The sequence below is a fragment of the Rhizobium ruizarguesonis genome, from assembly GCF_017357285.1.
Classification (GTDB): Bacteria; Pseudomonadota; Alphaproteobacteria; order Rhizobiales; family Rhizobiaceae; genus Rhizobium; species Rhizobium ruizarguesonis.
This window is the reverse complement of record NZ_CP071678.1, coordinates 722,078-744,314: the sequence shown is the minus strand read 5'-3', so window position 1 is coordinate 744,314 and position 22,237 is coordinate 722,078. Positions and strand designations below refer to the sequence as shown.

The window sequence follows — 22,237 nt, the reverse complement described above, 5'->3', positions numbered from 1 at the left end:
GGAAGGCCTTTGAACGGGTATGTTTGGAGTCGTGGTTAGAGGCCGATTTCGGGCTTTGCTAGAGTTTTATCGATCCGGCGATTCCGGCACAAAATCGACTTGGCCGACGCCACGATATCTCTTGCGGCCAGCGCTTCTCAGAGCTTGAGGATATAATCGCAGAGACGCCCGGCCGCGGTCGCCACCTGCGCGGGGTCGCGCAGGAAGCAGGCGCGCAGGAAGAGTTCGCCGCCTCGGCCGAAGGCCGTTCCGGGAGCGAGGCCGACGCCTGTCTTGTCGACGATGTCGAGCGCTGCCCTGCGGCTGTCAGCGACGCCGTCGATCTTCAGGAAGGCGTAGATCGCGCCGTCCGGCTTCAGCGTCTCGACGCGGTTGGTGGCGACAAGCGCATCGCAGAGGATATCGCGGGAGCGGGCCGCCTTGGCGATATTGGCAGCGACGAAATCGTCGCCGTGATCAAGGGCTGCGACGGCGCCCTTCTGCATGAACTGCGCCACGCCCGATGTCGAATACTGGATGAGGTTTTCGAGCACCTGGCCCATCTCAGGGGGTGCTACAATCCAGCCGACGCGCCAGCCGGTCATCGACCAGTTCTTCGAGAAGGAATTGACGAAGATGACCTTGTCGCCCTCTTCCATCACGTCGAGGAAAGAGGGCGCGCGGCCGCCGGCAAAGTAGTAGCGGGCGTAGATTTCATCCGCCATGATCCAGAGATCGTGCCGGCGGGCGAGCGCCAGGATATCGCCAAGATCCTGCTTCGTTGCCGTCCAGCCGGTCGGGTTCGACGGCGTGTTGATGAAGATGCCCTTGGTCTTCGGCGTGATCGCGGTTTCGATGCGGTTCAGATCGACCGCCCATTTACCACCTTCGAACTGCAGCTCGACACCAACGGAGCGCGCACCGGATATTTCGAGAGCGGCGGCGATGTTCGGCCAGGAAGGCGAGAGGTAAACCAGTTCGTCACCCGGCGAGGTCAGCGCCTGCACGGCGATCTGGATCGCCTGCATGCCGGAGCCGGTGACGTAGAAATGCTCGACCGGAAGCCGGATTCCGAAATGTCTGGTGTAATAATCCGAAAGCGCCTGGCGAAGCGCCGGAATGCCGCGCTGCCAGGTGTAGAAGGTCTCGCCGGCGGCAAGCGCGTCCATCGCCGCCCGGCTGATGAAATCGGGCGTCGCCAGATCGCCCTCGCCCACCCAGAGCGGCAGCAGACCCTCGCGGCCACGGGCGTAATTGACGACTTCGACGATCCCGCTTTCGGGCGCCGCTACTGCGCGCGGGCTAAGGCTGCTGACGATCGACATGCATATCTCCGGTTTCCGCCTTCATAGCGGATTTGTACCGGCAAATCCCATGACATCCAGTGATGGCTTATCGATTTTCGTGATGATTGAGCCCGGCCGCAGCGGACGGGATCAAGCCGTCGGGCGCTTGGCGAGAAGATCGCGGATTTCCGTCAGCAGCTGAACGTCTGCCGGCGGCGGGGGCAGCTCTTCCGGTGCCGCCTTTTCCTGGCGCTCGATCTGGGCACGCATGGTGTTCACGCCCTTGACCATCAGGAAGATGATCCAGGCGAGAATGAGGAAGTTGATGAGCACGGTGAGAAAACTGCCATAGGCAAAGACCGCTCCCTGGGCGCGGGCGGCGGCAAGCGTCGGCGCGTTGACGGCCGACGACAGTGGAAAGAAGTAATTCGAAAAATCGAAGCCGCCGAAAATGGCGCCGACGATCGGCATAATGAGGTCATCCACCAGAGATTTGACGATGCCACCGAAGGCGCCGCCGATGATAACGCCGACCGCAAGATCCATGACATTGCCGCGGGCGATAAAGGCCTTGAACTCATTGAGCATCGGATCCGTCTCCCTCTGATACAATTGTTTTTATTAGCTACATCTTCATTGCAATTAATCAATCGGCAATCGTAATTATTTGGGGATACCCCGTGCGGTCTTTGACTTAAGGCCTAGACCGGCGGGAATTCTCAAAGTGCTCGAAATAACTTAAGCTGACCCATGTTGCGGGAGGTCCCGGCGGGTTTTCCGCCGGCGGAGGGTCAATGCTTCCAGGCTGGGTCATATTCGCGTCTGCCTTCGGCTATCTGCTCCTGCTTTTCGCCGTGGCGAGCTATGGCGACCGCAAGAACCGCGGCCCGGGCACGCGGCAAGGCGGCCCGGGCACGCTGGAAGGCGGATGGCCGGTGGTCTATGCGCTGAGCCTTGCGATCTACTGCACCTCCTGGACCTATTTCGGCAGCGTCGGGCTTGCGGCGCAGCGGGGCCTGGAATTTGCCGGCATCTATATCGGCCCCATCCTGGTCTTCACGCTCGGCATGCCGCTGCTTCGCCGTATCATCGAGCTCGCCAAGGCGGAGAAGCTCACATCGGTTGCCGATTTCGTCGCCGCCCGCTACGGCAAGAACTCGACGGTCGCAACGATCGTCGCATTGATCTCGCTGATCGGCGCCATTCCTTATATTGCGCTGCAGCTCAAGGCGATCTCCAGCACCGTCAGCGCCATGGTCAATCCGTTCGATTACGGCATCGGCAGCGGCAACCTCTATTTCCTCGACCTGCCGCTCGTCGCAACGCTGGTGCTAGCCTGCTTCGCCATCATGTTCGGCACGCGGCATACGGATGCGACGGAGCATCAGGACGGCCTCATCCTCGCCGTCTCGATGGAATCGGTGGTCAAGCTCGTCGCCTTCCTGACGGCCGGCGTCTGCGTCATCTGGTTTCTCTTCGATGGCCCGACCGACCTCTGGCGCAAGACCGTCGACAATGAGCTGGTCATGTCGGCGCTCAGCTACCATACGCCAATCAGCCGCTGGATCACCCTGATCATCTTGTCGGCCTTTGCGATCATCCTGCTGCCGCGGCAATTCCACGTGACGGTTGTCGAAAACCGAACCCCGAAACAGCTGAAACTCGCCGGCTTCCTGTTTCCCACCTATCTCATATCAATCAATCTCTTCGTGCTGCCGGTGGCGATCGGCGGGCTGCTGACCTTCGGCGGTAGCGGCAATGCCGATTTCTACATGCTGTCGCTGCCGCTTGCCGGCCAGATGCCCGTCATTTCGCTGATCATCTTCATCGGCGGTTTCTCCGCCGCAACGGCGATGGTCATCGTCGATTCCGTCGCGCTGTCGATCATGGTGTCGAACGACATCATCATGCCGATCTTCCTCAGGCGCAAACTCGCCGGCCGCGCCAGCCAGCGCGACAATTTCGCCAAGACGCTGCTCAACATCCGCCGCAGCGCCATTTTCGCCGTGCTGCTGTTCGGCTACGCCTATTACCGTTCGACCGACAGCACCGCCGGCCTTGCCTCGATCGGCCTTCTTTCCTTTGCCGCGATCGCGCAAATCGCCCCCGCGCTGTTCGGCGGGCTGATCTGGCGGCGGGCGAACGCGCGCGGCGCGATCCTCGGGCTGACCTCCGGTTTCGTCATCTGGATCTACCTGCTGTTCCTGCCCTCGCTCGGCGGCCCCGATTATTCCTATGTGGCAAGCGCCGTGCTCGGCTTCATCTTCCCCGGGACGACATTGTTCACCGCAGCCGACGCCGATCCGCTGGTCAATGCGACGGCGATGAGCCTGCTCGTCAACACCGCCTTCTTTATCGTCGGCTCGCTCACCCGCAACGCCAGGCCGCTGGAGCGCATCCAGGCCGGCATCTTCGTCAAGCGGCATTCGCGCTCGCAATTTGCCACGCGCGGCTGGAAGACCCGCATCAGCGTCGGCGATCTCAAGGCGGCGATCTCGCGCTATCTCGGCGAAGAGCGCATGCAGCGCTCGTTGACGACCTACGAACAAAGCTCCGGCCGCAAGCTGGAGGACGAACAGCCGGCAGACATGGCGCTCATCCATTTCAGCGAACAACTGCTCGGCAGCGCCATCGGCTCGTCTTCGGCCCGGCTGGTGCTGTCATTGATCCTGCAGAAGATCGAGGATGCCTCTTCCGACACGGCCTGGCTGCTCGACCAGGCGAGCGAGGCGCTGCAATATAACCAGGACATGCTGCAGACCGCACTTTCGCAGATGGACCAGGGCATTGCCGTCTTCGACAGTTCCAACCGGCTGACGATCTGGAACCGGCGCTTCCGGCAATTGCTGGATCTGCCGGAAAGTGCCGGCCAGGTCGGTTTTCCCCTGTCCGATATCGTCACTACGCTCAGCCAGCGCGGCGACATCGCGCCCGGCGATCTCAGCCAGACGGTGCGACATTTCCTGACGCTCGACAAACCCTTTTCGCTGGTGCTCGGCGGCGGCGAGCGGATCATCGAGGTGCGTTCCAATGCCATGCCCGACAAGGGCATCGTCGCCACCTTCACCGACATCACCCAGCGCGTGAGTGCCGACCAGGCGCTGAAACAGGCGAATGAGACTCTGGAGCAGCGCGTTGCCGAACGTACGGCCGAGCTTACCCGCGTCAACCACGAACTCGGCGAGGCACGCGCCGCTGCCGACGAAGCGAATATCGGCAAGACACGCTTTTTTGCCGCCGCCGGCCACGATATCCTGCAGCCGCTCAATGCCGCCAGGCTCTATTCCTCGGCGCTGGTCGAGCGCATGGCGCAATCCGACAACAGCCTGATCGTGCGCAACATCGATTCCGCGCTGGAATCGGTCGAGACCATTCTCGGCGCGGTGCTCGATATCTCCAGGCTCGATACCGGCGCCATGCGGCCGCGGCTTGCCTCCGTCGCGCTCTCCGACCTGCTGAAGCGTATCGAGACCGATTTCGCGCCGATCGCCCGCGAAAAACAGCTGAAGCTGGTGGTCATGCCGACGTCGCTCAGGGTCCGCTCCGACCCCAACCTGCTGCGCCGGCTGGTGCAGAACCTCGTCTCCAACGCCATCAAATACACGATCAGCGGCAAGGTGCTGGTCGGCGCGCGGCGGCGCGGCAACCAGGTGATCATCCAGGTGATCGATTCCGGCATCGGCATTCCGCCATCGAAATTCCGCACCGTGTTCAAGGAATTCGCGCGGCTGGACGAGGGCGCGAAAACCGCCTCCGGCCTCGGGCTCGGCCTTTCGATCGTCGACCGCATCGCCCGCGTGCTCAACCATCCGGTCGAGCTGCAGTCGACGCATGGCAGGGGCACGGAATTCCGAATCGTCATGCCGCTCGACGTCTCGCGCCCGGCCGAGGCCACAGTGGCCGTCACGCCCGCCGACCGTCCGGGGCAGCCGCTGAGCGGGCTGAAAATCCTCTGCATCGACAATGAGCCGAAGATCCTTGAGGGCATGCGGCTCTTGATCAGCGGCTGGGGCTGCGAGGTGGCGGCGCTGGATTGTCTCGCCGACGTGATATCAAGCGACGGTCGGGACGGACCCCCAGATATCGTCATCGCCGATTATCATCTCGGCGACGGCACCGGTATTGCTGCTATCCTGCATCTGCGCCGGCAGTTCGGCGCCGATATTCCCGCTTTGCTGATCACGGCCGACCGCACGCCGGAGGTGCGCAGCGAGGCCGAGCGATACTGCATCGCCGTTCAGCACAAACCGGTGCGCCCGGCGGCACTGCGCGCCTATATCACCCAGATTTCCGGCCTCAAGCGCGCAGCCGCGGAGTAAGAGATCCGCTCAGTCCGTCGCGCCCATGACACGGGCGACCAGATCGCGCACGCGCGCTGCATCCGGCACGTCACCGAACAGGATGCGGTACATGATCGGCGCCACGACCTGGTCCATGACGCGGTCAACATCCGGAAAGACCTCGCCGCGGGCCTTTGCCCTCTCGGCGATGACAGCGATCTGCTGGCGGGTAAATTCAGCGCATTTGCAGGCATTTGCGCCCGCCTGCGCCGCCAGCACGTCGCGGATCATCTCGCGGCCCGGCCCGGAGGACATTTCCTCGGCATATTGCTCGGCCCAGGCTTCGAGATCGGCCTTGCCACTGCCGGCATCGACCGGCTGCATATCCGGGCGCAGCCGATCGACGGCGACATCGGCGAAAAGCTCCTGCAGGTCGCCCCAGCGGCGATAGATGGTCGATGGCGTCACCCCCGCCTTGCCGGCGATCAGGGGGATCGTCACGTCGGCGCGGCTCATCTCGGCCATCAGCTCACGGACCGCCTTGTGCACCGATGCCTGAACCCGGGCGCTTCTGCCGCCCGGACGGAGATTCTCTTTCACTGTCATGCGGGCAACCCGACTTTCTCTCCTTGATGCCGATGGTTCAAAATCTTTGACAGACCTATTAACGCAAAGAATTTGCTTTTACGAAATGCCTGCTCTACATAAGCTAACGCAACGGCTTAGCTTTAAGGAGCTTATATATGTTCGTCGCAGCCAAATCCACCGAGAATTCGCCGCGCGCCTCGATCGGCTTTCATGCGCTGACGCTCGCCACCTTCTTCGGCGCCTCCGCGGCGCCGACGCCGCTCTACCGGATCTATCAGGAAAACTTCTCCGTCTCGCCGGTGCTGATCACGGTGATTTTCGCGGTCTACGCCTTCGCACTGCTGGCGGCGCTGCTGACCGCTGGCTCAATCTCCGACCACCTCGGCCGCAAGCCGGTAATCTTCTTCGCCCTTGTGCTCGAAATCGTCGCCATGGCGCTCTTCGTCGTCGCAAGCGGTCCCGGCTGGCTGATCGCAGCACGGATCGTGCAGGGGCTGGCAACGGGTATCGCCGGCGCCTCGCTCGGAGCGGCGCTCGTCGATGTCGACCGGGCAAAGGGACAGATCGTCAACTCGATCGCACCGCTTTCCGGCATGGCGGTGGGCGCGGTCGGCACCAGCGCCTTGATCCAATACGGCCCCTTCCCGATGCATCTGATCTATGCGCTGCTGCTCGTCGCCTTCACGCTGCAGGCAGCGGTCATCTGGCTGACGCACGAGACCGGCGGCACGCGGCCGGGCGCACTCGGCTCGCTGATCCCGCGGGTCACCGTTCCGCCGCAGGTGAAGCGACCGCTCTCGCTGGTGACACCGATCAACATCGCCAACTGGACGCTCGCCGGCTTCTATCTCTCGCTGGTCCCATCCTTGGTCGCCACCACAACCGGTAGCCGGGCGCCGCTGACGGGCGGGGCCGTCGTCACCGCATTGATGATGAGCGGAGCGATTGCCGTCTATCTCAGGCGCAGCAAGACGGCCTCGGCCAATCTCGCTTTCGGCGTATCGGCCAAGACGCTCGGTATCCTGACCGTCGTTGCCGGCGTGCATCTCGCCAATGTGCCGCTGCTGCTGATCGGCACGATTTTCACCGGCGCCGGTTTCGGCACCAATTTCCTCGGTTCGATCGGCACCATCATGCCGCTCGCCAAACCGGACGAGCGAGCCGGGCTGCTGTCGGCCTTTTATGTCCAGAGCTACCTCGCCTTCAGCCTGCCGGCGATCCTGGCCGGGTTCCTGGCGAAATCGGCCGGTTACGCACTGACGACGGACATCTATGCGACGGCGATCCTGCTTTTGATGGGCGTCGGACTGATGAGCATTCGCGCCGACCGGCGGAAGGTCGCGGGGAGTGCTGCCTGACAGTCTTTACGGTTTAAGGTCGAGCAGCGCCCGGCCGCTGCCGTCCATGGCGAAGGGCACCGAGGCGTGCTGATGGGCAACCAGCCAGCGGCCATCCTGCTTGACGAGGCCGAGGGTCTGGCGGAACCAGAGATCGACCGCGGTGCCATCGGTCTTGGTCCCGGTCATGCGCATGAGGCCGCTCCAGAAGGCGACATCCTCTCCGGCCGTCAGTCTGGCATCGCGCACCTCGCCGCCGATCGGGCCTTCCCAGGTATCGAACCAGGCCTGCAGACCCGCTTCGTCCTTGCCGTGGTAGACGAGCGGCGGCGCCAGCGAAAATTCGACGGAATCCTCGGCCTCATAGGAAAGCGCGTCGCTGGCGTTCTTCTCACCCAGCGCCTTGGCGCGCATCATCAGCATGGCGATGATCGCCTCTTCCTCAATCCTGGCGTTCTCTTCGTCTTTCACGATCGTTCTCCTTCTCCGTTATGGACAGAGGACGAAGGGGAGGACGACGATCCGACATCAGCGATAGAACCGCTGCGCACTTTTGGAATTGCGTCAGAGATAACTCGTCACCGCCGGTTCGTTCCACCAGGCATCGTGCCTGCCATCGGCATAACGGACGGGCAGTGCTGCCAGTTCCTCGGGCGTGATATCGTCGAGGCAGGCGATGTTGATCGAGACATAGGCCCCGCCGATCGCTTCGACATAACCGTCACCATAGGCCGGCACACCGCAAGTACGGCAGAAGCGATGATGACCGCTCATGGTGTTGAACTGATAGTCGGACGTTTCCGCCTGGTCGCACATCAGCCGGAAATCCTCCGGCTTGACGTTGGCGCCCCAATAGCGGCGCTTGGCGCAGATCGTACAATTGCAGCGGCCGGTGCCCTCCTCGAGGTCCATGTCCACCTCATAGTGCACTTTGCCGCAATGGCAGCTTCCCTTGTAGGTTTTCTTCATGGCGCTCTCCTCCTTCGACGTTGCCTTCAGTCTCCGTACATGACAATATGTTGTCATTATGGATGAGATACAAAATCGACAACATGTTGTCAAACAAAATCGACCGGAGCGAACAATGGAGGGGGATGCCTTTTCCGCTTTCGCGATCACCGCCCTTCGCCTCGCCGCCCATCTGACGGCGGCGGGCGACCGGCTGGCAAAGCCGGCAGGACAGACGAGCGCGCGCTGGCAGGTGCTGGCGGCGGCACGACGCGGCGGCATGTCGGTGGCGCAGATCGCCCGCGCACTCGGCGTCGCCCGCCAAGGCGTGCAGCGGCTGGCGGACGTGCTGGAAGGCGAAGGGCTGATCGCCTATGCCGACAACCCGCAGCACCAGCGCGCCAAGCTGGTGCGACTGACCGCAGAAGGGGCCGCGCGGCTCGGTGTCATCGAGATCGCGCAAGCCGGGTGGGCCGACGGACTGGGCGCCGCGTTCACGCCAGCGGAACTCGATGCCGCACGTGCGGTGATGGCGCGAGTCATGGACAGGCTGGAGGGTGCCGAGGCGCCAGGAGGTTGAGCGCGTTACCCGTCCTGCGGGCCTGTTGTCGCCGGTGGACGCACTCGGCTTGGCGATGCGAAAGATTCTCTAAGGTCATGCCGTGATCGCCCCCCTCTGCCCTGCCGGGCATCTCCCCCACAGGTGGGGAGATTGGCTGGGCACACGGGCTTCCCCAAACAGCGGACGTCCAGCACGGCGAAACGGTAGATGGGCAGGAAGTTCAAGCCACTTGTGATCTCCCCACCTGTGGGGGAGATGCCCGGCAGGGCAGAGGGGGGCTTATACGGCACGACCTATGTGCCAAGGCGATGCCAACAACTCCGCCAATCGGGCACAGCATCAACCGACCAGACACAAAAAAAGGCCGGGGTAACCCGACCTTCCCTGCTATCTCAACGAACCGTGCCAGTACATCCGTGGTCACGATCCGGAGATGATATTTAGAGCCTTGAAGGCTCAGGCCGCCTGGAGGCGGTCTGCCGACATCTTGCCGGACTTGTTGTCGCGGACGAGCTCGTAAGACAGCTTCTGGCCATCCTTGAGATCGCGCATGCCAGCACGTTCAACGGCAGAGATGTGGACGAAAACGTCGGCTGCGCCGTCATCCGGCTGAATGAAGCCGAAGCCCTTGGTTGCGTTGAACCACTTTACGGTACCTGTGCTCATGACGATATCCTTTTCGAATCGTTCATAGAAGATTGCAGCTCGGATAAATGCCAAGCGGCGATGAAAACCGATTTTGGAGGAAGTTCGCCAGGAACGACGCGAGGCCGTTTCAAAGTTCATCTAGCAAGATCGATGCGCGAACATGTAATCGGAAATTGTGTCCGTGACAAGGCCGCAGCAAGGGAAAGTCGAATTCAAATGGCGAGGGTGAAGTCGAATAATTCTTGAACGTCGTAGCGCCGCGGCAGGATGGGTAAAGGCGGCCTAAGCCGCCTTCCCCAGCTTCGCATAGGGGTCGAACCGGCCGTAAAACGTCTCGCCCTTGGCGGCCATGTCCTTCAGCAGCGGCGTCGGCTTGAAGTGACTTCCGTAAGCAGTAGCTAACTTTTCCGCCAATTCCACGAAAGCCTGCGCGCCCATCCCGTCGATATAGCTCAGCGCCCCGCCGGTATAGGGCGCGAAGCCAAAGCCCAGGATCGAACCGACATCCGCTTCGCGCGGATCGGTGACGATGCCTTCCTCCACCGTGCGTGCGGCTTCGAGCGCGATGGTGACGAGGAAACGCTGTTTCAGGACGTTGACGTCGACCTCATCCGCCTGCTTCTGCGGATAGAAGGTCTTGAGGTCGGGCCAGAGGGACTTCTTGGCCGGCTTCGGCGGATAGTCGTAGAAGCCCTTGGAATTCTTGCGGCCGAAACGGCCCTCCTTTTCCACCATGCGGGAGATGAGTTCCATATGCCTGGGGTCGATGGCCTTTTCGCCGAGATCGGCGACCGTCGCCTTGAGGATCTTCAGCGAGAGGTCGATGGCGACCTCGTCGTTGAGCGCCAGGGGACCGACCGGCATGCCGGCCATCTTGGCGGCATTCTCGATCATCACAGGCGGCACGCCCTCGATCAGCATATCGTAGCTTTCCGACATGTAACGCAGCACGCAGCGATTGACGAAGAAGCCGCGGGTGTCATTGACGACGATCGGCGTCTTCTTGATGGCCGCGACATAGTCGAGAGCGACGGCCAGCGCCCTGTCGCCGGTGTCGCTTCCGAGGATGACCTCGGTCAGCATCATCTTCTCGACAGGCGAGAAGAAGTGAATGCCGATAAAATCGGCAGGGCGTTTCGAATTCCTGGCGAGACCTGAGATCGGCAGGGTCGAGGTATTGGAGGCGAAGACCGCGCCTTCCGGCAGCACGGCTTCGACCGCCTCGATGACCGCTTTCTTCACCTCGCGATCCTCGAACACCGCCTCGATGACGAGATCGGCATTGGCGAGGTCGGCATAGTCTGCCGAGGGCGTGATGCGGGAGAGCAGTGCAGCCGCTTCGTCCTGCGTAAGACGCCCCTTACCGATCGAATCCTTGACCAGGCCTTCCGAGACGGTCTTGCCCTTGGTCGCCGCTTCGATGTCGCGGTCGATCAGCGTCACCGGAATGCCGGCGGCGGCGGTGACATAAGCGATCGAGGCGCCCATAAAACCGGCGCCGACGACGCCGACATGTTTCAGCTCGGTCTTGGGGTGACCGGCCGGGCGGCGGGCGCCCTTGCCGAGCTCCTGCATGGAGATGAACAGCGAACGGATCATCGAGAAGGCTTCGCGGGTCTGCAGCACCTCGGTGAAATAACGCTGCTCGATCTTCAGGCCCGTATCGAACGGCACCTGCAAGCCTTCATAGACGCATTTCAGGATGGCAAGCGCCGCCGGATAATTGCCCGATGTTTCCCGGCGCAGGATCGCCGGGGCTGCCGGCCAGAGCAGGGCGGAAGCCGGCGTCCAGATGCCGCCGCCCGGCGCCTTGAAGCCCTTCTCGTCCCAGGGGGCGATCGGCTTCAGGCCATCCTTGATCATCTGCTTGGCGGCCGGGATGAGCAGATCCGGCTCGACCACCTGATGCACGAGGTTCATCGCCTTGGCGCGGGAGCCGGTCAACGACTGGCCCGTCGTCATCATCTGCAGCGCATCCTGGGCGTTCGCCAGCCGTGGCACACGCTGCGTGCCGCCGGCGCCGGGGAAGATACCGACCTTCACCTCGGGCAGCGCGATCTTGACGCTCTTGGCATTGGAGGCGACGCGGCCGTGGCAGGCGAGCGACAGTTCGAAAGCGCCGCCCATGCAGGTGCCGTTGATGGCGGAAACCCAGGGCTTGCCCGACGTTTCGAGCTTGCGGAACAGGCCGCTCATGCGGCCGACCAGACCGAAGAGGTTCTGCACGGCCGTCTCTGGGCTCTTTGCCTTTTCCTCCTGATAGGAGCTGAACATCGATTTGATCATCGACAGATCGGCGCCGCCGGAGAAGGAGGACTTGCCCGAGGTGAAGACGACACCCTTGACGGCAGCATCAGCAGTCGTGGCGTCGATGATGGCGTCGAGTTCGGCCATCACCTCGGCGGTGAAGACGTTCATCGATTTGCCGGGCATGTCCCAGGTGACGAGAGCGATGCCGTCGGCGTCGGTTTCGAGCGTGAAATTGGTGTAGGTCATTGGGTTCCTCCCCGATCAGGCCGGCAAATGGCTGCGCTGCGCGTCTAAGGTCTTCGTCTTTTCGGTGACGACATCGCCGGTATGCTTGGTCAGCGACGGCTCGAAAAGCACGATCCAGCATTCCTCCGGCGCAACCGGATTATGCTCGACGCCCCTCGGCACGACATGAAAATCACCGGCGCTCAGATGCACATGCGGGCGGTCGCGATATTCGATGGTCAGCGACCCCTTCCAGATGAGGAAAAGCTCGTCCTCGTCGCGGTGAGAATGCCAGGCGAGCTGGCCTTGGACCTTGGCGAGCTTGACGCTCTGGCCGTTGAGATCAGCGATGACGCGGGGCGACCAGTGCTCGGTGACCTCGGCATATTCGGTTTCGATCGTGCCGGTGTTGAAGCCCATCGTCAGACCCTTTCGATAACCGTTGCCGTGCCCATGCCGGCGCCGATGCAGAGCGTCACCAGCGCGGTGTTGAGGTCGCGGCGTTCGAGTTCATCCAGCACCGTGCCGAGGATCATCGCGCCGGTGGCGCCGAGCGGATGGCCCATGGCGATGGCGCCGCCATTGACGTTGATCCTGTCATGGTCGATGTCGAAGGCCTGCATGTAGCGCAGCACCACGGCAGCGAAGGCCTCATTCAACTCGAAGAGGTCGATGTCGGAAAGGCTCATGCCTGATCGTTTCAACAGCTTCTCGGTGACGTCGACGGGCCCGGTCAGCATCAGGGCCGGATCGGAGCCGATATTGGCGAAAGCCTTGATGCGGGCGCGCGGCTTTATGCTCATGCTCTCACCGCCGGCTTTGGAGCCGAGCAGGACGACACTGGCGCCATCGACGATGCCGGAGGAATTACCGGCATGATGAACATAGTTGATGCGCTCGATCTCAGGATGGGCCTGAATGCCGACGGCCTCGAAGCCGCCCATCTCGCCGGGCATCTGGAAGGACGGATTGAGGGAGGCGAGCGCCTGCATATCGGTGCCGGGGCGCATGTGTTCATCCTTTGCCAGGATCGTCAGGCCGTTCTGGTCCTTGACCGGGATGACCGACTTGTCGAACCAGCCCCGTTCCCAGGCATGGGCGGCACGCTTCTGGCTCTCGACCGCGTAAGCGTCGACATCGGTTCTGCTGAAGCCGTATTTGGTGGCGATCAGATCGGCCGAGACGCCCTGAGGCATGAAATAGGCCGGGAAATTCACGGAAGGATCCATGAACCAGGCGCCGCCCGACATGCCGAGGCCGACGCGGGACATGCTTTCGACGCCGCCCGCGATGACGATATCGTCGGCTCCTTGGGCGATCTTGCCGGCACCGAAATTGACGGCATCGAGGCCGGAGGCGCAGAAGCGGGAGATCTGCATGCCGGGCGCCTTGGTGGAGTAACCGGCTTCGAAGGCGGCGGCCTTGGGGATGACGGCGCCGGCATCCATGACCGGATCGACGCAGCCCATGATGATGTCGTCGACGGTTTCTGTATTGAGCCCGTTGCGCTCGCGGATCGCTTCCAGCGTCTTCGCGGCGAGGCGGACGGAGGGCACCTCATGCAGGGCGCCGTCCTTCTTGCCGCGGCCGCGCGGCGTACGCACGTGGTCGTAAATGAAAACCTCGGTCATTGTCTCATCTCCCTGACGGCGCGGCGGCGCCGGTGAATTTCGTTCTTCCCTCTTCTGCCCAACGGGCCACCTCTGCCTGGGTCGAGCCACCGGTCTCGACCCGTCCTTCGGACCCCCGCTGGGGAGAAGAGGGAATTCGTCTCAAAACGCTTCGGCGGCCAGTTCCATCATCGTGTCGGCGCCGGCTTCGATGCGGGCCTTGCGAAGCGCGGTTTCCGGCATCAGGCGTTCCATGAAGAAGCGGGCGGTGACCAGCTTGTTCTTCAGGTAATCCTCACGGGCGGCATCGCCGGATGCAAGGCCATCCTCGGCGGCTTTCGCCATCTTTGCCCACATATAGCCGAGAATGACGAGGCCGAAGAGGTGCATGTAGTCGGTCGAGCCGGCGCCGGCATTATCGGGCTTGGCCATGGCGTTCTGCATGAACCACATGGTCGCGCCCTGGACGTCGTTCAAGCCCTTCTTCAGATGCTTGGTGAAGAAGGATAGCTTTTCGTTGCTGCGGTTCTCCTCGCAGAAATCGCCGATCTCCTTGAAGAGGGCCATGGCGGCGCGGCCGCCGTTCAAGGCGAGCTTGCGGCCGACGAGATCGAGCGCCTGAATGCCGTTGGCGCCTTCATAAATCATGGCGATGCGGGCATCGCGCACATACTGGCTCATGCCGTGTTCTTCGATATAGCCGTGGCCACCGAAGACCTGCTGGGCCATGACGGCATGATCGAAGCCCTTGTCGGTCATCACGCCCTTGAGGATCGGGGTGACGAGGCCGAGAATATCGTCGGCCGTCTGGCGCTCCTTCTCGTCGCTAGCGCGGTGGGCGATATCAGACTTGAGCGCGGTCCACAGCAGGAAGGCGCGGCCGCCCTCGTTGAAAGCACGGATGGTCATCAGCGTCCGGCGAATGTCCGGATGGACGATGATCGGATCGGCCTTCTTGTCCGGCGCCTTGGGGCCGGACAGCGAGCGGCCCTGGATGCGATCGCGGGCGTAGCTGGCGGCGTTCTGATAGGCGATCTCGGAAATGGCGACGCCCTGCAGGCCGACCATCAGGCGAGCCTCGTTCATCATCACGAACATGGCGTTGAGGCCGCGGTTTTCGGCGCCGATCAGGAAGCCGGTCGCCTCGTCGTAATTCATCACGCAGGTGGCGTTGGCGTGGATGCCCATCTTGTGCTCGATGGCGCCGCAGGAGACGGCGTTGCGGGCGCCGACCGCGCCGTCCTTGCCGACGAGGAATTTCGGAACGATGAAGAGCGAGATGCCCTTGGTGCCCTCGGGCGCACCCTCGATGCGGGCCAGCACCAGATGGATGATATTGTCGGTCAGATCGTGCTCGCCCGCGGAGATGAAGATCTTCTGGCCGGAGATCTTGTAGCTGCCGTCAGCCTGCGGCACCGCCTTGGTGCGCAGCATGCCGAGATCGGTGCCGCAATGCGGCTCGGTCAGGTTCATGGTGCCGGACCACGTGCCGTCCACCATCTTCGGCAGATAGGTGGCCTTCTGCTCGTCGGAGCCGTGGACGAGGAGTGCTGCGATCGCACCCTGCGTCAGGCCCGGATACATCATCAGCGACATGTTGGCGGCCGAGGTATATTCGCCGACGGCGGTATGCAGCGTGTAGGGAAGCCCCTGCCCGCCGAATTCCTCCGGCACCGCAAGGCCGATCCAGCCGCCTTCGCGATAGGCTTTATAGGCTTCCTTGAAACCCTTCGGCGTCGAGACGCTCGCATCGTCGTGGCGCGTGCAGCCTTCCTGATCGCCGGAATAATTCAGCGGAAAGAGAGCTTCCTCGGCAACCCTTCCGGCCTCGCCGAGGATCGCTTCGATCATATCGGGGGTCGCGTCGGCAAAACCCGGCAGATTGTTGTAGCGTTCGAGGCCCAGCACATCGTTCAGGACGAAGAGCGTATCGTTCACCGGGGCCTTGTAGACTGGCATCTCTCAAATTCCTCCCATTCGACTGACCGGATCGCTCCAGCCTCGGGCACTGTCTTACAAAATATTGACGTTTGCGTAAACGTCAAAATTTGTACATTGGCCGTCTTTTCATGAAAAAAATTCGAACGCGCGAATCCGTAGGGCGATGAAAGTGCGACGCGTGATGCGTCACGCGTGGGAGGGAAGAGACGCCATCTCATCTTCCTTGTCCATCGCAGAACGGCGTATAAACGGAAGCGTCGCTCAAACCGCCATCGGGCAATGTTTCAGGAGGGCCGCATGATCAGTTTCGAAGCGATAAGGCAGCGTGCGGAGGAACGAAAGGGCGGAGCGGCCGCGTTGCAGGCCTTGCTGGAGAATCATCGACCGGATCACGAGCGGCTGCGCGCCGTGCCCGACGATCGCATCCTGGCAGACATGACCCGGCGCATCTTCTACAGTGGTTTCGTCCAGAAGGTGATCGACAGCAAGTGGCCAGGTTTCGAGGCAGCGTTTTCCGGTTTTGATCCGGCGATGCTGAATATTGCGCCCGACGACTATTGGCACGCCCTCACCTCGGATGAGCGGATCATCCGCAACGGCGCCAAGATCATGTCGGTTCGGGCCAATGCCGCCTTCATCAGGGAATTGGCGAAGGAATATGGCAGCGCCGGCGTCTTCTTCGCCGACTGGCCTGGGGATGACCAGATCGGCCTTCTCGACCTTTTGAGCAAACGCGGCAACCGGCTCGGCGGCATGACTGGACAATATTTCCTGCGCGGCATCGGCCGCGACAGCTTCATCGCCACGATCGACGTGCTCGCCTGCCTCCGATCGGCCGGCGTGCCGCTCTCCTCCTCCGGCACGACGAAGAAGGACCAGCAGCTGATCCAGCAGGCCTTCAATGACTGGGCGGAGGAAACGGGCCTTTCCTTCATCCATCTCTCGCGCATCAGCGCCTATCCGCGATTCAGCACACTGAAATTCCGGTCGAGTGGTGGCGCCGGCCGTTCGGACTTCCTACGTCTTTGCGACGATCCATCGAGGAAGACATCATGATCGATTTTCCCTATGAGAGCGCGCTGATTGTCGGCGCGGGCTCCGGCATCAGCGCATCGCTTGCCCGGCAATTGTCGGCGCAGGGTGTCAAGGTCGGGCTCGCCGCCCGCAATATCGAGAAACTGCAAGGGCTCATCGAGGAGACCGGCGCCAGCGCCTTTACAACGGATGTCTCGCAACCTGCGAGCGTCGCAGCACTCTTCGAAGCGGCTGCCGCTGCGATCGGCGGGCCTGACGTGGTGATCTTCAATGCCAGCGCCCGTCAGCGCGGCCCGCTCGCCGAACTCGATCCCGCCGATGTCGAGAAGGCGATTGCGACCACCGCTTTCGGCGGTTTCCTGGTGGTGCAGCAGGCGGCGCGGCGGATGATCCCGCGCGGCCGCGGCGCCATCCTCATCACCGGCGCGTCGGCCAGCGTGAAGGGCTTTGCGCAATCGGCACCCTTCGCGATGGGCAAGTTCGCGCTGCGTGGCCTTGCCCAGAGTGCTGCCCGCGAACTCGGGCCGATGGGCATCCATGTCGCCCATTTCGTCATCGACGGTGCGGTCCGCTCGCAGACCCGGCCAGACCGGGTGGAGAAGCCGGATGGCACGCTGCTGCCGGATTCGATCGCCCAGACTTATATCGACGTGCTTCGCCAGCACCGCAGCGCATGGTCGCTGGAGGTGGAAGTCCGGCCCTGGACGGAAAGCTTCTGAGCTTCAGTTCTAGATTAAATAATCGGAGCATGATGTCGTCCGAAAACCGCTCACACTTTTCGGCATCATGCTCTGGCGGCGGCATACTGCCACGGCGAGGCAACTTTCGCGGCGACATCAAACAGATTATGTTCATTCTCGGAGTTGGCCGGGAGGACACTGATGCCGCGTCTGGACCACGTCACCATCGAGACCCGCGATGCGCCCGGGATGATCGGCTTCCTGGAGACCGTGCTCGGCGTTAGCGAGGGCTATCGGCCGCCCTTCGCCTCGCCCGGCCACTGGCTCTATCTGGACGAACGCCCGGTCATCCATCTCAGCCTGACATCGCGCAGCACCGATTTTCCACCCGGCGTCTTCAATCATGTCGCCTTCAGCCTCTACGAATTCGGGCCGGCGCTGGAGCGCATCAAATCGGGCGGTTATCGCTACGAATATTACGATATCCCCGACACCGATCTCGGTCAGGTCTTCGTCTACGGACCCGAAGGCGTGAAAATCGAGCTGCAATATCCCAGGCCCGCCTGAGCCCGCGAGTGGCCATTCGATGTGATGCGTTCGGGGGCAATTGCCGCCAAAAACGGCGTTTTGAACACAAACGTTAAAAAATTCCCATCGGCATTAACGGCTTGTTTACCACGTTTCGTGAAAGGTGCGGATTGAGCAGTAGCGATCCGCATTCCTTTTCCCAGTCTCGCGTTCCTTAAGGATGCCGCTACATCGTTCAGCTTGAGGAAAGTCTAATTGACTATCGTCTTATGAATGGTGCGCTCAGGTCCGCGTAAAGCGGGCAGCAGACGAAAAGCCAAAGATCGAGCTCTGACGAGGGGTCGAGCAGTCGAAGCGAGCAAGAAGATGAACGGATCGCGATCAAATCTTTCCCGACAGTCCGACAGGACCTCGCTCGATGCGCTGAACCGCACGATCGAAGGGCTGGAGGCGCGCATCGAAGGGCTGATGGGCAGCGGGCGCGAACAGCGGCCGCGCACTGCAGCGGCCGAGCGCGATCCTTATGCCGGCTCCCATGCTCCCCGGCCCGCAAAGGCCCCGCCCGAGCCGCGGCCCGATCCGCTCGCCGAAATCCGTCAACGCCAGCGCGCGCTCGAAGCCAGCCGCGAACGGCCCTACGCACGCGAACAGGCCCCGCAGCTTCGCGAACCTGTGCCGCGCGCCGCCGCTCCAGTGCCAGCGCCGGCCTTGCGCGCCGGCGACGATACGATGACGGAGATTGCCCAGGCCCTCGTCAACCTGCGGCAGGACCTGAAGCGCGACATTTCCGAGGGCGTCACCCGTGAGATGAACGCGTTGCGCGCCGAGCTGCGCGAGATCAAGACAAATGCCGGAGACGGCCGTTTCGCCGACGACATGCGCGCCGACATGGGCCGCCTTGCCCAGAGCATCACGCAGCTGACCGGCCGGTCCGCCGCGCCGGAGGCCACGGGCCTTCGCGAGGATTTTGAAGAGCTGCGCTCGCTGATGGACGGGCTGGCGCGCGAGGATTCGCTGCGCCATATGGAAAACCGCTGGGACGGTTTCGAGAACCGGCTTGCGGCGCTCGATACCGAAGGGCTGCAGGAAGAGCTCGTTTCGCTTGCCTATCGGCTCGACGACATCAAACGCCATATCGGCGGCATGGGCGAAAGCCCGGCGGTTCGGGCGCTGGAAGACAAGCTCATCTCGATCGCCACGGCGATGGAGCACTTCGGCAACATGATCCAGCCGCACGACCGGGTGATGTCCGAACAGTTCGCCGCCATGGACATGCGGCTCGACGAGATCAGCCGGGCGATCGCGGCAAGCGGGCGCACGGCCACTGCGAATGATCCGGGCCTGATGCAGCGGCTGGAAAACCGGCTGGAGGCGCTGGCCGATCAGATCGACCTGATGAGCCATGATGCGGCCAGCCGCGTGAACCCGGCCGACGAGCTGGCGATGCGGCTGGAGGCGCTGACGGGACGCGTCGAGGAGATGACGAAGGCGGAAGCGACGTCGCGGCTCGACGAACGGCTGGAACATCTTTCCTATCTGCTGGAGCGCACGCAGGAGACGGCACCGCAGCCCGACCTCACCGGCACGCTTTCCGACATTTCCCGCAAGATCGACGCGCTTGAGAATGGCGCCGTCAACGACGTGCTGGCGCAGCGGCTCGACCATCTCGCCCGGCGCATCGACGAGATGGCCTATCAGCAGCAGGCGCCGGCGCCCGCTGCTGTAGCCGACGACAGCGCCTTCCTGCGTCTCGAAGGACGGCTGAGCGACATTGCCGCCCGCCTGGAGGAAAGCACATCGGCAGCGCCGACCGATCCGCGCGCGCTGAAGAACCTCGAAGACCAGATCGCCAATCTGTCGGCGCTGATGAGCGCGCCGCGCGAGAGCGCTGCGATACCCCCCGAATTCGACCAGCGCATGGGCGCGATCGAAGACTATATGGCGACGAGCGACGAATATATCATCGAGGCCGCACGCCAGGCGGCAGAGGCTGTCGTCGAAGCCTATTCGCGTCATGGCGGCCCGCAGGGTGTCATGCCCGCCGCCGACATGTCGGCGCTGACGGCGCTGGCCGAGGATCTGCGCCACCTCGAGGATCTCAGCCGCGACAGCGAGGAACGCACGCACAAGACTTTCCAGGCGCTGCACGAGACGCTGGTGCATATCGCCGACCGCCTCGACGGCATGGAAGATCGCGGCCGGCCGCTCGCCCAGATGCCGGTCGCCGACGTCGATTTCGATGTCGATCCCTATGCGCTGATGGTGGCCGAAGCCGAGATGACCCGGACGCCGGCCGCTGCCCCGACAGCGAAGGCTTCTCCTGTTATCCGCACGGCCGAGGTCGCAACAGAGCCTGCCGCCCCGGCACAAGCCACCGCCATGAGCGGAACCAGCGCGATCGCCATCGAAGCCGCGACCAGGACGACGGAGGCTGCGACAGCGGCACGGACACAGGTCCCGGCGAAGGCCAGCCTGCTCGCCAGCCTCGGCAAGCGGCTGCTGCCCGGCAAGAAAGCCGAGAGCCGGGCGACCGAACGTCCGATGATCGATCCCGCGCCGTCGATCGATCCCACCGACGTGGTGCCAACGGATGCGGCAAACGAACTGCTCGAGCCGGGCTCGGGCGCACCTGACGTAAAGAAGATCCTTGAACGGGTTCGCGCCAGCCAGAGTGCGGCGCGCGGCAAACCTGCCGGTGAAACCGATCGCGCCGATTATATCGCTGCTGCGCGCCGTGCGGCGCAGGCGGCCGCGATGGAGGTGGATGCCAATCCGAAGCAGGCAGCCGTCAAGGCCGAGAAGAAGGGCGCGAATGCCGACAAGGCCGGCAAGGCTTCTGACAAGACGGGCAAGACCAGCGCCTTTTCGCGCTACCGGCGGCCGATCCTGCTGGCGGTCGGCGCCGTGCTGCTCGCCATCATGGCCTTTCCGCTCGCCCGAACGCTGACGAGCGGCGAGCGCGCGCCGCAGCCGCCAGCGGAAGTCTCGGCGCTGACCGGCACGGCGGAAAACCCGGCGCCGGCCTTGCCCGAAGCGACACCTGCCCAGCCGGATGCCGCCGCTCTCGGAACGACCGCTCCGGCAGCTGAAGCTGTACCGCCCGCCGCCGAACAGGCGCAGCCGGAAGCAACCCCGCCGGTTGCCGGCGACCATCTGACCGATATGGTGCCGCTCGACGGCGAAGGGGCCGCGACCTTTGCCCCTCCCGCTCCGTCCGGCGCAGCGCAGGAGACATCGGGCTTCGTTCCCGCACCCGCACCGCAGGCCGCCATCACCATTCCAGACACCGTCCAGCCGAAATCGCTTGCCGATGCGGCGAGCGGCGGCGATGCGCTGGCGCTGTTCGAAATCGGCGCGCGTTATTCCGACGGCCGCAACGGCATGACGGTCGATCAGAAGCAGGCGGCGAGCTGGTACCAGCTTTCGGCCGACAAAGGCTTTGCGCCGGCAGAATACCGGCTCGGCAGCATGTACGAGAAGGGCAACGGCGTCGAACGCGACATCGCCAAAGCGAAGAGTTTTTACGAGCAGGCGGCAAACCAGGGCAATGCCAGCGCCATGCACAATCTCGCCGTCCTCTACGCCTCCGGCGCGCTTGGCCAGCAGGATTATGCAACGGCCGCCTCGTGGTTCACCAAGGCAGCGAACCTCGGCATCACCGACAGCCAGTTCAACCTGGCGATCCTCTGCGCACGCGGCAACGGGGTTCCGGAGGATCTCGAAGAGTCCTACAAATGGTTTGCGATCGCCGCCAAGGCCGGCGACAAGGATGCGGCGCAGAAGCGCGACGAAGTGGCCAAAGCCATGAAGCCCGACCAGCTCGAACGGGCGCGCGCCAAGGCCGATCTCTGGAAGCCGGAGCCGGTCGACCACCGCACGAACACCATCGACATTCCCGACGAATGGGCCGGCACCGGCGCGAAGACGGCGACCGTCGACATGAAGAAGGCAGTCCGCAACATCCAGGCGATCCTCAACAATAACGGCTTCGACGCCGGAGTTCCGGACGGCGAAATGGGTGCGAAGACCGTGACCGCGATCAAAAACTTCCAGAAGTCCGTCGGCCAGGAGCCGGACGGCAAGGTGACCGACGCGACCGTGAAGGCGCTGCTAGAACGTAACAAGCAGGGCAGCAAGGCGATCTGAGGCGCGTCGCATCGACGCGGGATCGTCTCGACTCTTTGTTCCGGGCAATGAAAAACGCCTGGCGGCACTATGCCGCAAGGCTTTTTCCAATTTTACCGCAGTCTGTCACAAAACCTGAAAAAAGCCGGATTATGCCCGGACATATCGATCCGCGCATCCGGCGAATCCTCTGCCACCGATCTCTCCGCCAATCT

17 protein-coding genes are annotated in these 22,237 nt (G+C 62.9%); 7 read left to right on the top strand and 10 right to left on the bottom strand.

The features are described from left to right. Nucleotides 1–137: 137 nt before the first annotated feature. Both J3P73_RS03590 and mscL read right to left on the bottom strand, forming a co-directional pair. Nucleotides 138–1,304: a pyridoxal phosphate-dependent aminotransferase gene (locus J3P73_RS03590; protein ID WP_130690769.1), complete on the bottom strand. Its 1,167-nt coding sequence runs from the start codon at nt 1,302–1,304 to the stop codon at nt 138–140. 111 nt (nt 1,305–1,415) lie between these two features. Beyond that, a complete protein-coding gene (gene mscL, locus J3P73_RS03585; protein ID WP_018072471.1) occupies nt 1,416–1,853 on the bottom strand; it encodes a large conductance mechanosensitive channel protein MscL in 438 nt (145 codons plus the stop codon). Between the two features lie 206 nt (nt 1,854–2,059). Here mscL and J3P73_RS03580 point away from each other — a divergent pair, with 206 nt between their 5' ends. Further along, the gene (locus J3P73_RS03580) at nt 2,060–5,584 is read left to right on the top strand and encodes a PAS domain-containing hybrid sensor histidine kinase/response regulator (protein ID WP_130773930.1); all 3,525 of its coding nucleotides are present in this window, start codon (nt 2,060–2,062) and stop codon (nt 5,582–5,584) included. Nucleotides 5,585–5,593: 9 nt separating this feature from the next. On the opposite strand, the gene J3P73_RS03575 is transcribed toward J3P73_RS03580, so the two are convergent. Further along, nucleotides 5,594–6,151, bottom strand: a complete 558-nt coding sequence (locus J3P73_RS03575) for a TetR/AcrR family transcriptional regulator (RefSeq protein WP_130690765.1) — start codon at nt 6,149–6,151, stop codon at nt 5,594–5,596. Between the two features lie 137 nt (nt 6,152–6,288). Here J3P73_RS03575 and J3P73_RS03570 point away from each other — a divergent pair, with 137 nt between their 5' ends. Then, nucleotides 6,289–7,491: an MFS transporter gene (locus J3P73_RS03570; protein ID WP_018072468.1), complete on the top strand. Its 1,203-nt coding sequence runs from the start codon at nt 6,289–6,291 to the stop codon at nt 7,489–7,491. A gap of 6 nt (nt 7,492–7,497) precedes the next feature. On the opposite strand, the gene J3P73_RS03565 is transcribed toward J3P73_RS03570, so the two are convergent. Continuing rightward, on the bottom strand, nt 7,498–7,941 hold the full coding sequence (locus tag J3P73_RS03565) for a YybH family protein (protein WP_130654535.1): 444 nt from the start codon (nt 7,939–7,941) through the stop codon (nt 7,498–7,500). Nucleotides 7,942–8,034: 93 nt separating this feature from the next. After that, nucleotides 8,035–8,439 carry a GFA family protein gene (locus J3P73_RS03560; protein WP_018072466.1) on the bottom strand — a complete coding sequence of 135 codons (405 nt, stop codon included), beginning with the start codon at nt 8,437–8,439 and terminating at the stop codon, nt 8,035–8,037. Nucleotides 8,440–8,497: 58 nt separating this feature from the next. Here J3P73_RS03560 and J3P73_RS03555 point away from each other — a divergent pair, with 58 nt between their 5' ends. After that, nucleotides 8,498–8,998 (top strand): MarR family winged helix-turn-helix transcriptional regulator, encoded by a 501-nt coding sequence (locus J3P73_RS03555; protein WP_207579772.1) that lies wholly within the window; start codon nt 8,498–8,500, stop codon nt 8,996–8,998. 438 nt (nt 8,999–9,436) lie between these two features. Here the strand turns inward: J3P73_RS03555 and J3P73_RS03550 are convergent, their stop codons facing one another. From J3P73_RS03550 to J3P73_RS03530, 5 genes are all read right to left on the bottom strand, one after another. Then, nucleotides 9,437–9,646, bottom strand: a complete 210-nt coding sequence (locus J3P73_RS03550) for a cold-shock protein (protein ID WP_003545273.1) — start codon at nt 9,644–9,646, stop codon at nt 9,437–9,439. 264 nt (nt 9,647–9,910) lie between these two features. Next, nucleotides 9,911–12,124, bottom strand: coding sequence for a 3-hydroxyacyl-CoA dehydrogenase NAD-binding domain-containing protein (locus J3P73_RS03545; protein ID WP_130690763.1), 2,214 nt, complete (start codon nt 12,122–12,124; stop codon nt 9,911–9,913). Between the two features lie 15 nt (nt 12,125–12,139). Continuing rightward, the gene (locus J3P73_RS03540; protein WP_024321009.1) at nt 12,140–12,523 is read right to left on the bottom strand and encodes a cupin domain-containing protein; all 384 of its coding nucleotides are present in this window, start codon (nt 12,521–12,523) and stop codon (nt 12,140–12,142) included. 2 nt (nt 12,524–12,525) lie between these two features. After that, the gene (locus J3P73_RS03535) at nt 12,526–13,734 is read right to left on the bottom strand and encodes an acetyl-CoA C-acetyltransferase (RefSeq protein WP_024321010.1); all 1,209 of its coding nucleotides are present in this window, start codon (nt 13,732–13,734) and stop codon (nt 12,526–12,528) included. 141 nt (nt 13,735–13,875) lie between these two features. Then, entirely contained in the window at nt 13,876–15,672 is a 1,797-nt protein-coding gene (locus J3P73_RS03530) for an acyl-CoA dehydrogenase C-terminal domain-containing protein (RefSeq protein WP_075224271.1), read from the bottom strand. A gap of 279 nt (nt 15,673–15,951) precedes the next feature. Between J3P73_RS03530 and J3P73_RS03525 the strand changes: the two genes are divergently transcribed. The 4 genes from J3P73_RS03525 to J3P73_RS03510 all read left to right on the top strand — a co-directional run bounded on the left by J3P73_RS03525 (nt 15,952) and on the right by J3P73_RS03510 (nt 22,043). Then, nucleotides 15,952–16,710, top strand: a complete 759-nt coding sequence (locus tag J3P73_RS03525; protein ID WP_245002705.1) for a DNA-3-methyladenine glycosylase I — start codon at nt 15,952–15,954, stop codon at nt 16,708–16,710. Beyond that, entirely contained in the window at nt 16,707–17,408 is a 702-nt protein-coding gene (locus J3P73_RS03520) for an SDR family NAD(P)-dependent oxidoreductase (RefSeq protein WP_018493673.1), read from the top strand. The genes J3P73_RS03525 and J3P73_RS03520 overlap by 4 nt, the downstream gene beginning before the upstream one ends. 162 nt (nt 17,409–17,570) lie before the next feature. Then, on the top strand, nt 17,571–17,936 hold the full coding sequence (locus J3P73_RS03515) for a VOC family protein (RefSeq protein ID WP_130690757.1): 366 nt from the start codon (nt 17,571–17,573) through the stop codon (nt 17,934–17,936). Between the two features lie 327 nt (nt 17,937–18,263). Continuing rightward, nucleotides 18,264–22,043, top strand: a complete 3,780-nt coding sequence (locus J3P73_RS03510; protein ID WP_130690755.1) for a peptidoglycan-binding protein — start codon at nt 18,264–18,266, stop codon at nt 22,041–22,043. Nucleotides 22,044–22,237: the final 194 nt, after the last annotated feature.

Coding starts and splice junctions, on each gene's coding strand:
- J3P73_RS03540 (WP_024321009.1), bottom strand. CDS start 12,523: ATGGGCTTCAACACCGGCACGATCGAAACCGAATATGCCGAGGTCACC.
- J3P73_RS03525 (WP_245002705.1), top strand. CDS start 15,952: ATGATCAGTTTCGAAGCGATAAGGCAGCGTGCGGAGGAACGAAAGGGC.
- J3P73_RS03510 (WP_130690755.1), top strand. CDS start 18,264: ATGAACGGATCGCGATCAAATCTTTCCCGACAGTCCGACAGGACCTCG.
- J3P73_RS03530 (WP_075224271.1), bottom strand. CDS start 15,672: ATGCCAGTCTACAAGGCCCCGGTGAACGATACGCTCTTCGTCCTGAAC.
- J3P73_RS03555 (WP_207579772.1), top strand. CDS start 8,498: ATGGATGAGATACAAAATCGACAACATGTTGTCAAACAAAATCGACCG.
- J3P73_RS03560 (WP_018072466.1), bottom strand. CDS start 8,439: ATGAAGAAAACCTACAAGGGAAGCTGCCATTGCGGCAAAGTGCACTAT.
- J3P73_RS03550 (WP_003545273.1), bottom strand. CDS start 9,646: ATGAGCACAGGTACCGTAAAGTGGTTCAACGCAACCAAGGGCTTCGGC.
- J3P73_RS03515 (WP_130690757.1), top strand. CDS start 17,571: ATGCCGCGTCTGGACCACGTCACCATCGAGACCCGCGATGCGCCCGGG.
- mscL (WP_018072471.1), bottom strand. CDS start 1,853: ATGCTCAATGAGTTCAAGGCCTTTATCGCCCGCGGCAATGTCATGGAT.
- J3P73_RS03580 (WP_130773930.1), top strand. CDS start 2,060: ATGCTTCCAGGCTGGGTCATATTCGCGTCTGCCTTCGGCTATCTGCTC.
- J3P73_RS03570 (WP_018072468.1), top strand. CDS start 6,289: ATGTTCGTCGCAGCCAAATCCACCGAGAATTCGCCGCGCGCCTCGATC.
- J3P73_RS03590 (WP_130690769.1), bottom strand. CDS start 1,304: ATGTCGATCGTCAGCAGCCTTAGCCCGCGCGCAGTAGCGGCGCCCGAA.
- J3P73_RS03520 (WP_018493673.1), top strand. CDS start 16,707: ATGATCGATTTTCCCTATGAGAGCGCGCTGATTGTCGGCGCGGGCTCC.
- J3P73_RS03545 (WP_130690763.1), bottom strand. CDS start 12,124: ATGACCTACACCAATTTCACGCTCGAAACCGACGCCGACGGCATCGCT.
- J3P73_RS03575 (WP_130690765.1), bottom strand. CDS start 6,151: ATGACAGTGAAAGAGAATCTCCGTCCGGGCGGCAGAAGCGCCCGGGTT.
- J3P73_RS03535 (WP_024321010.1), bottom strand. CDS start 13,734: ATGACCGAGGTTTTCATTTACGACCACGTGCGTACGCCGCGCGGCCGC.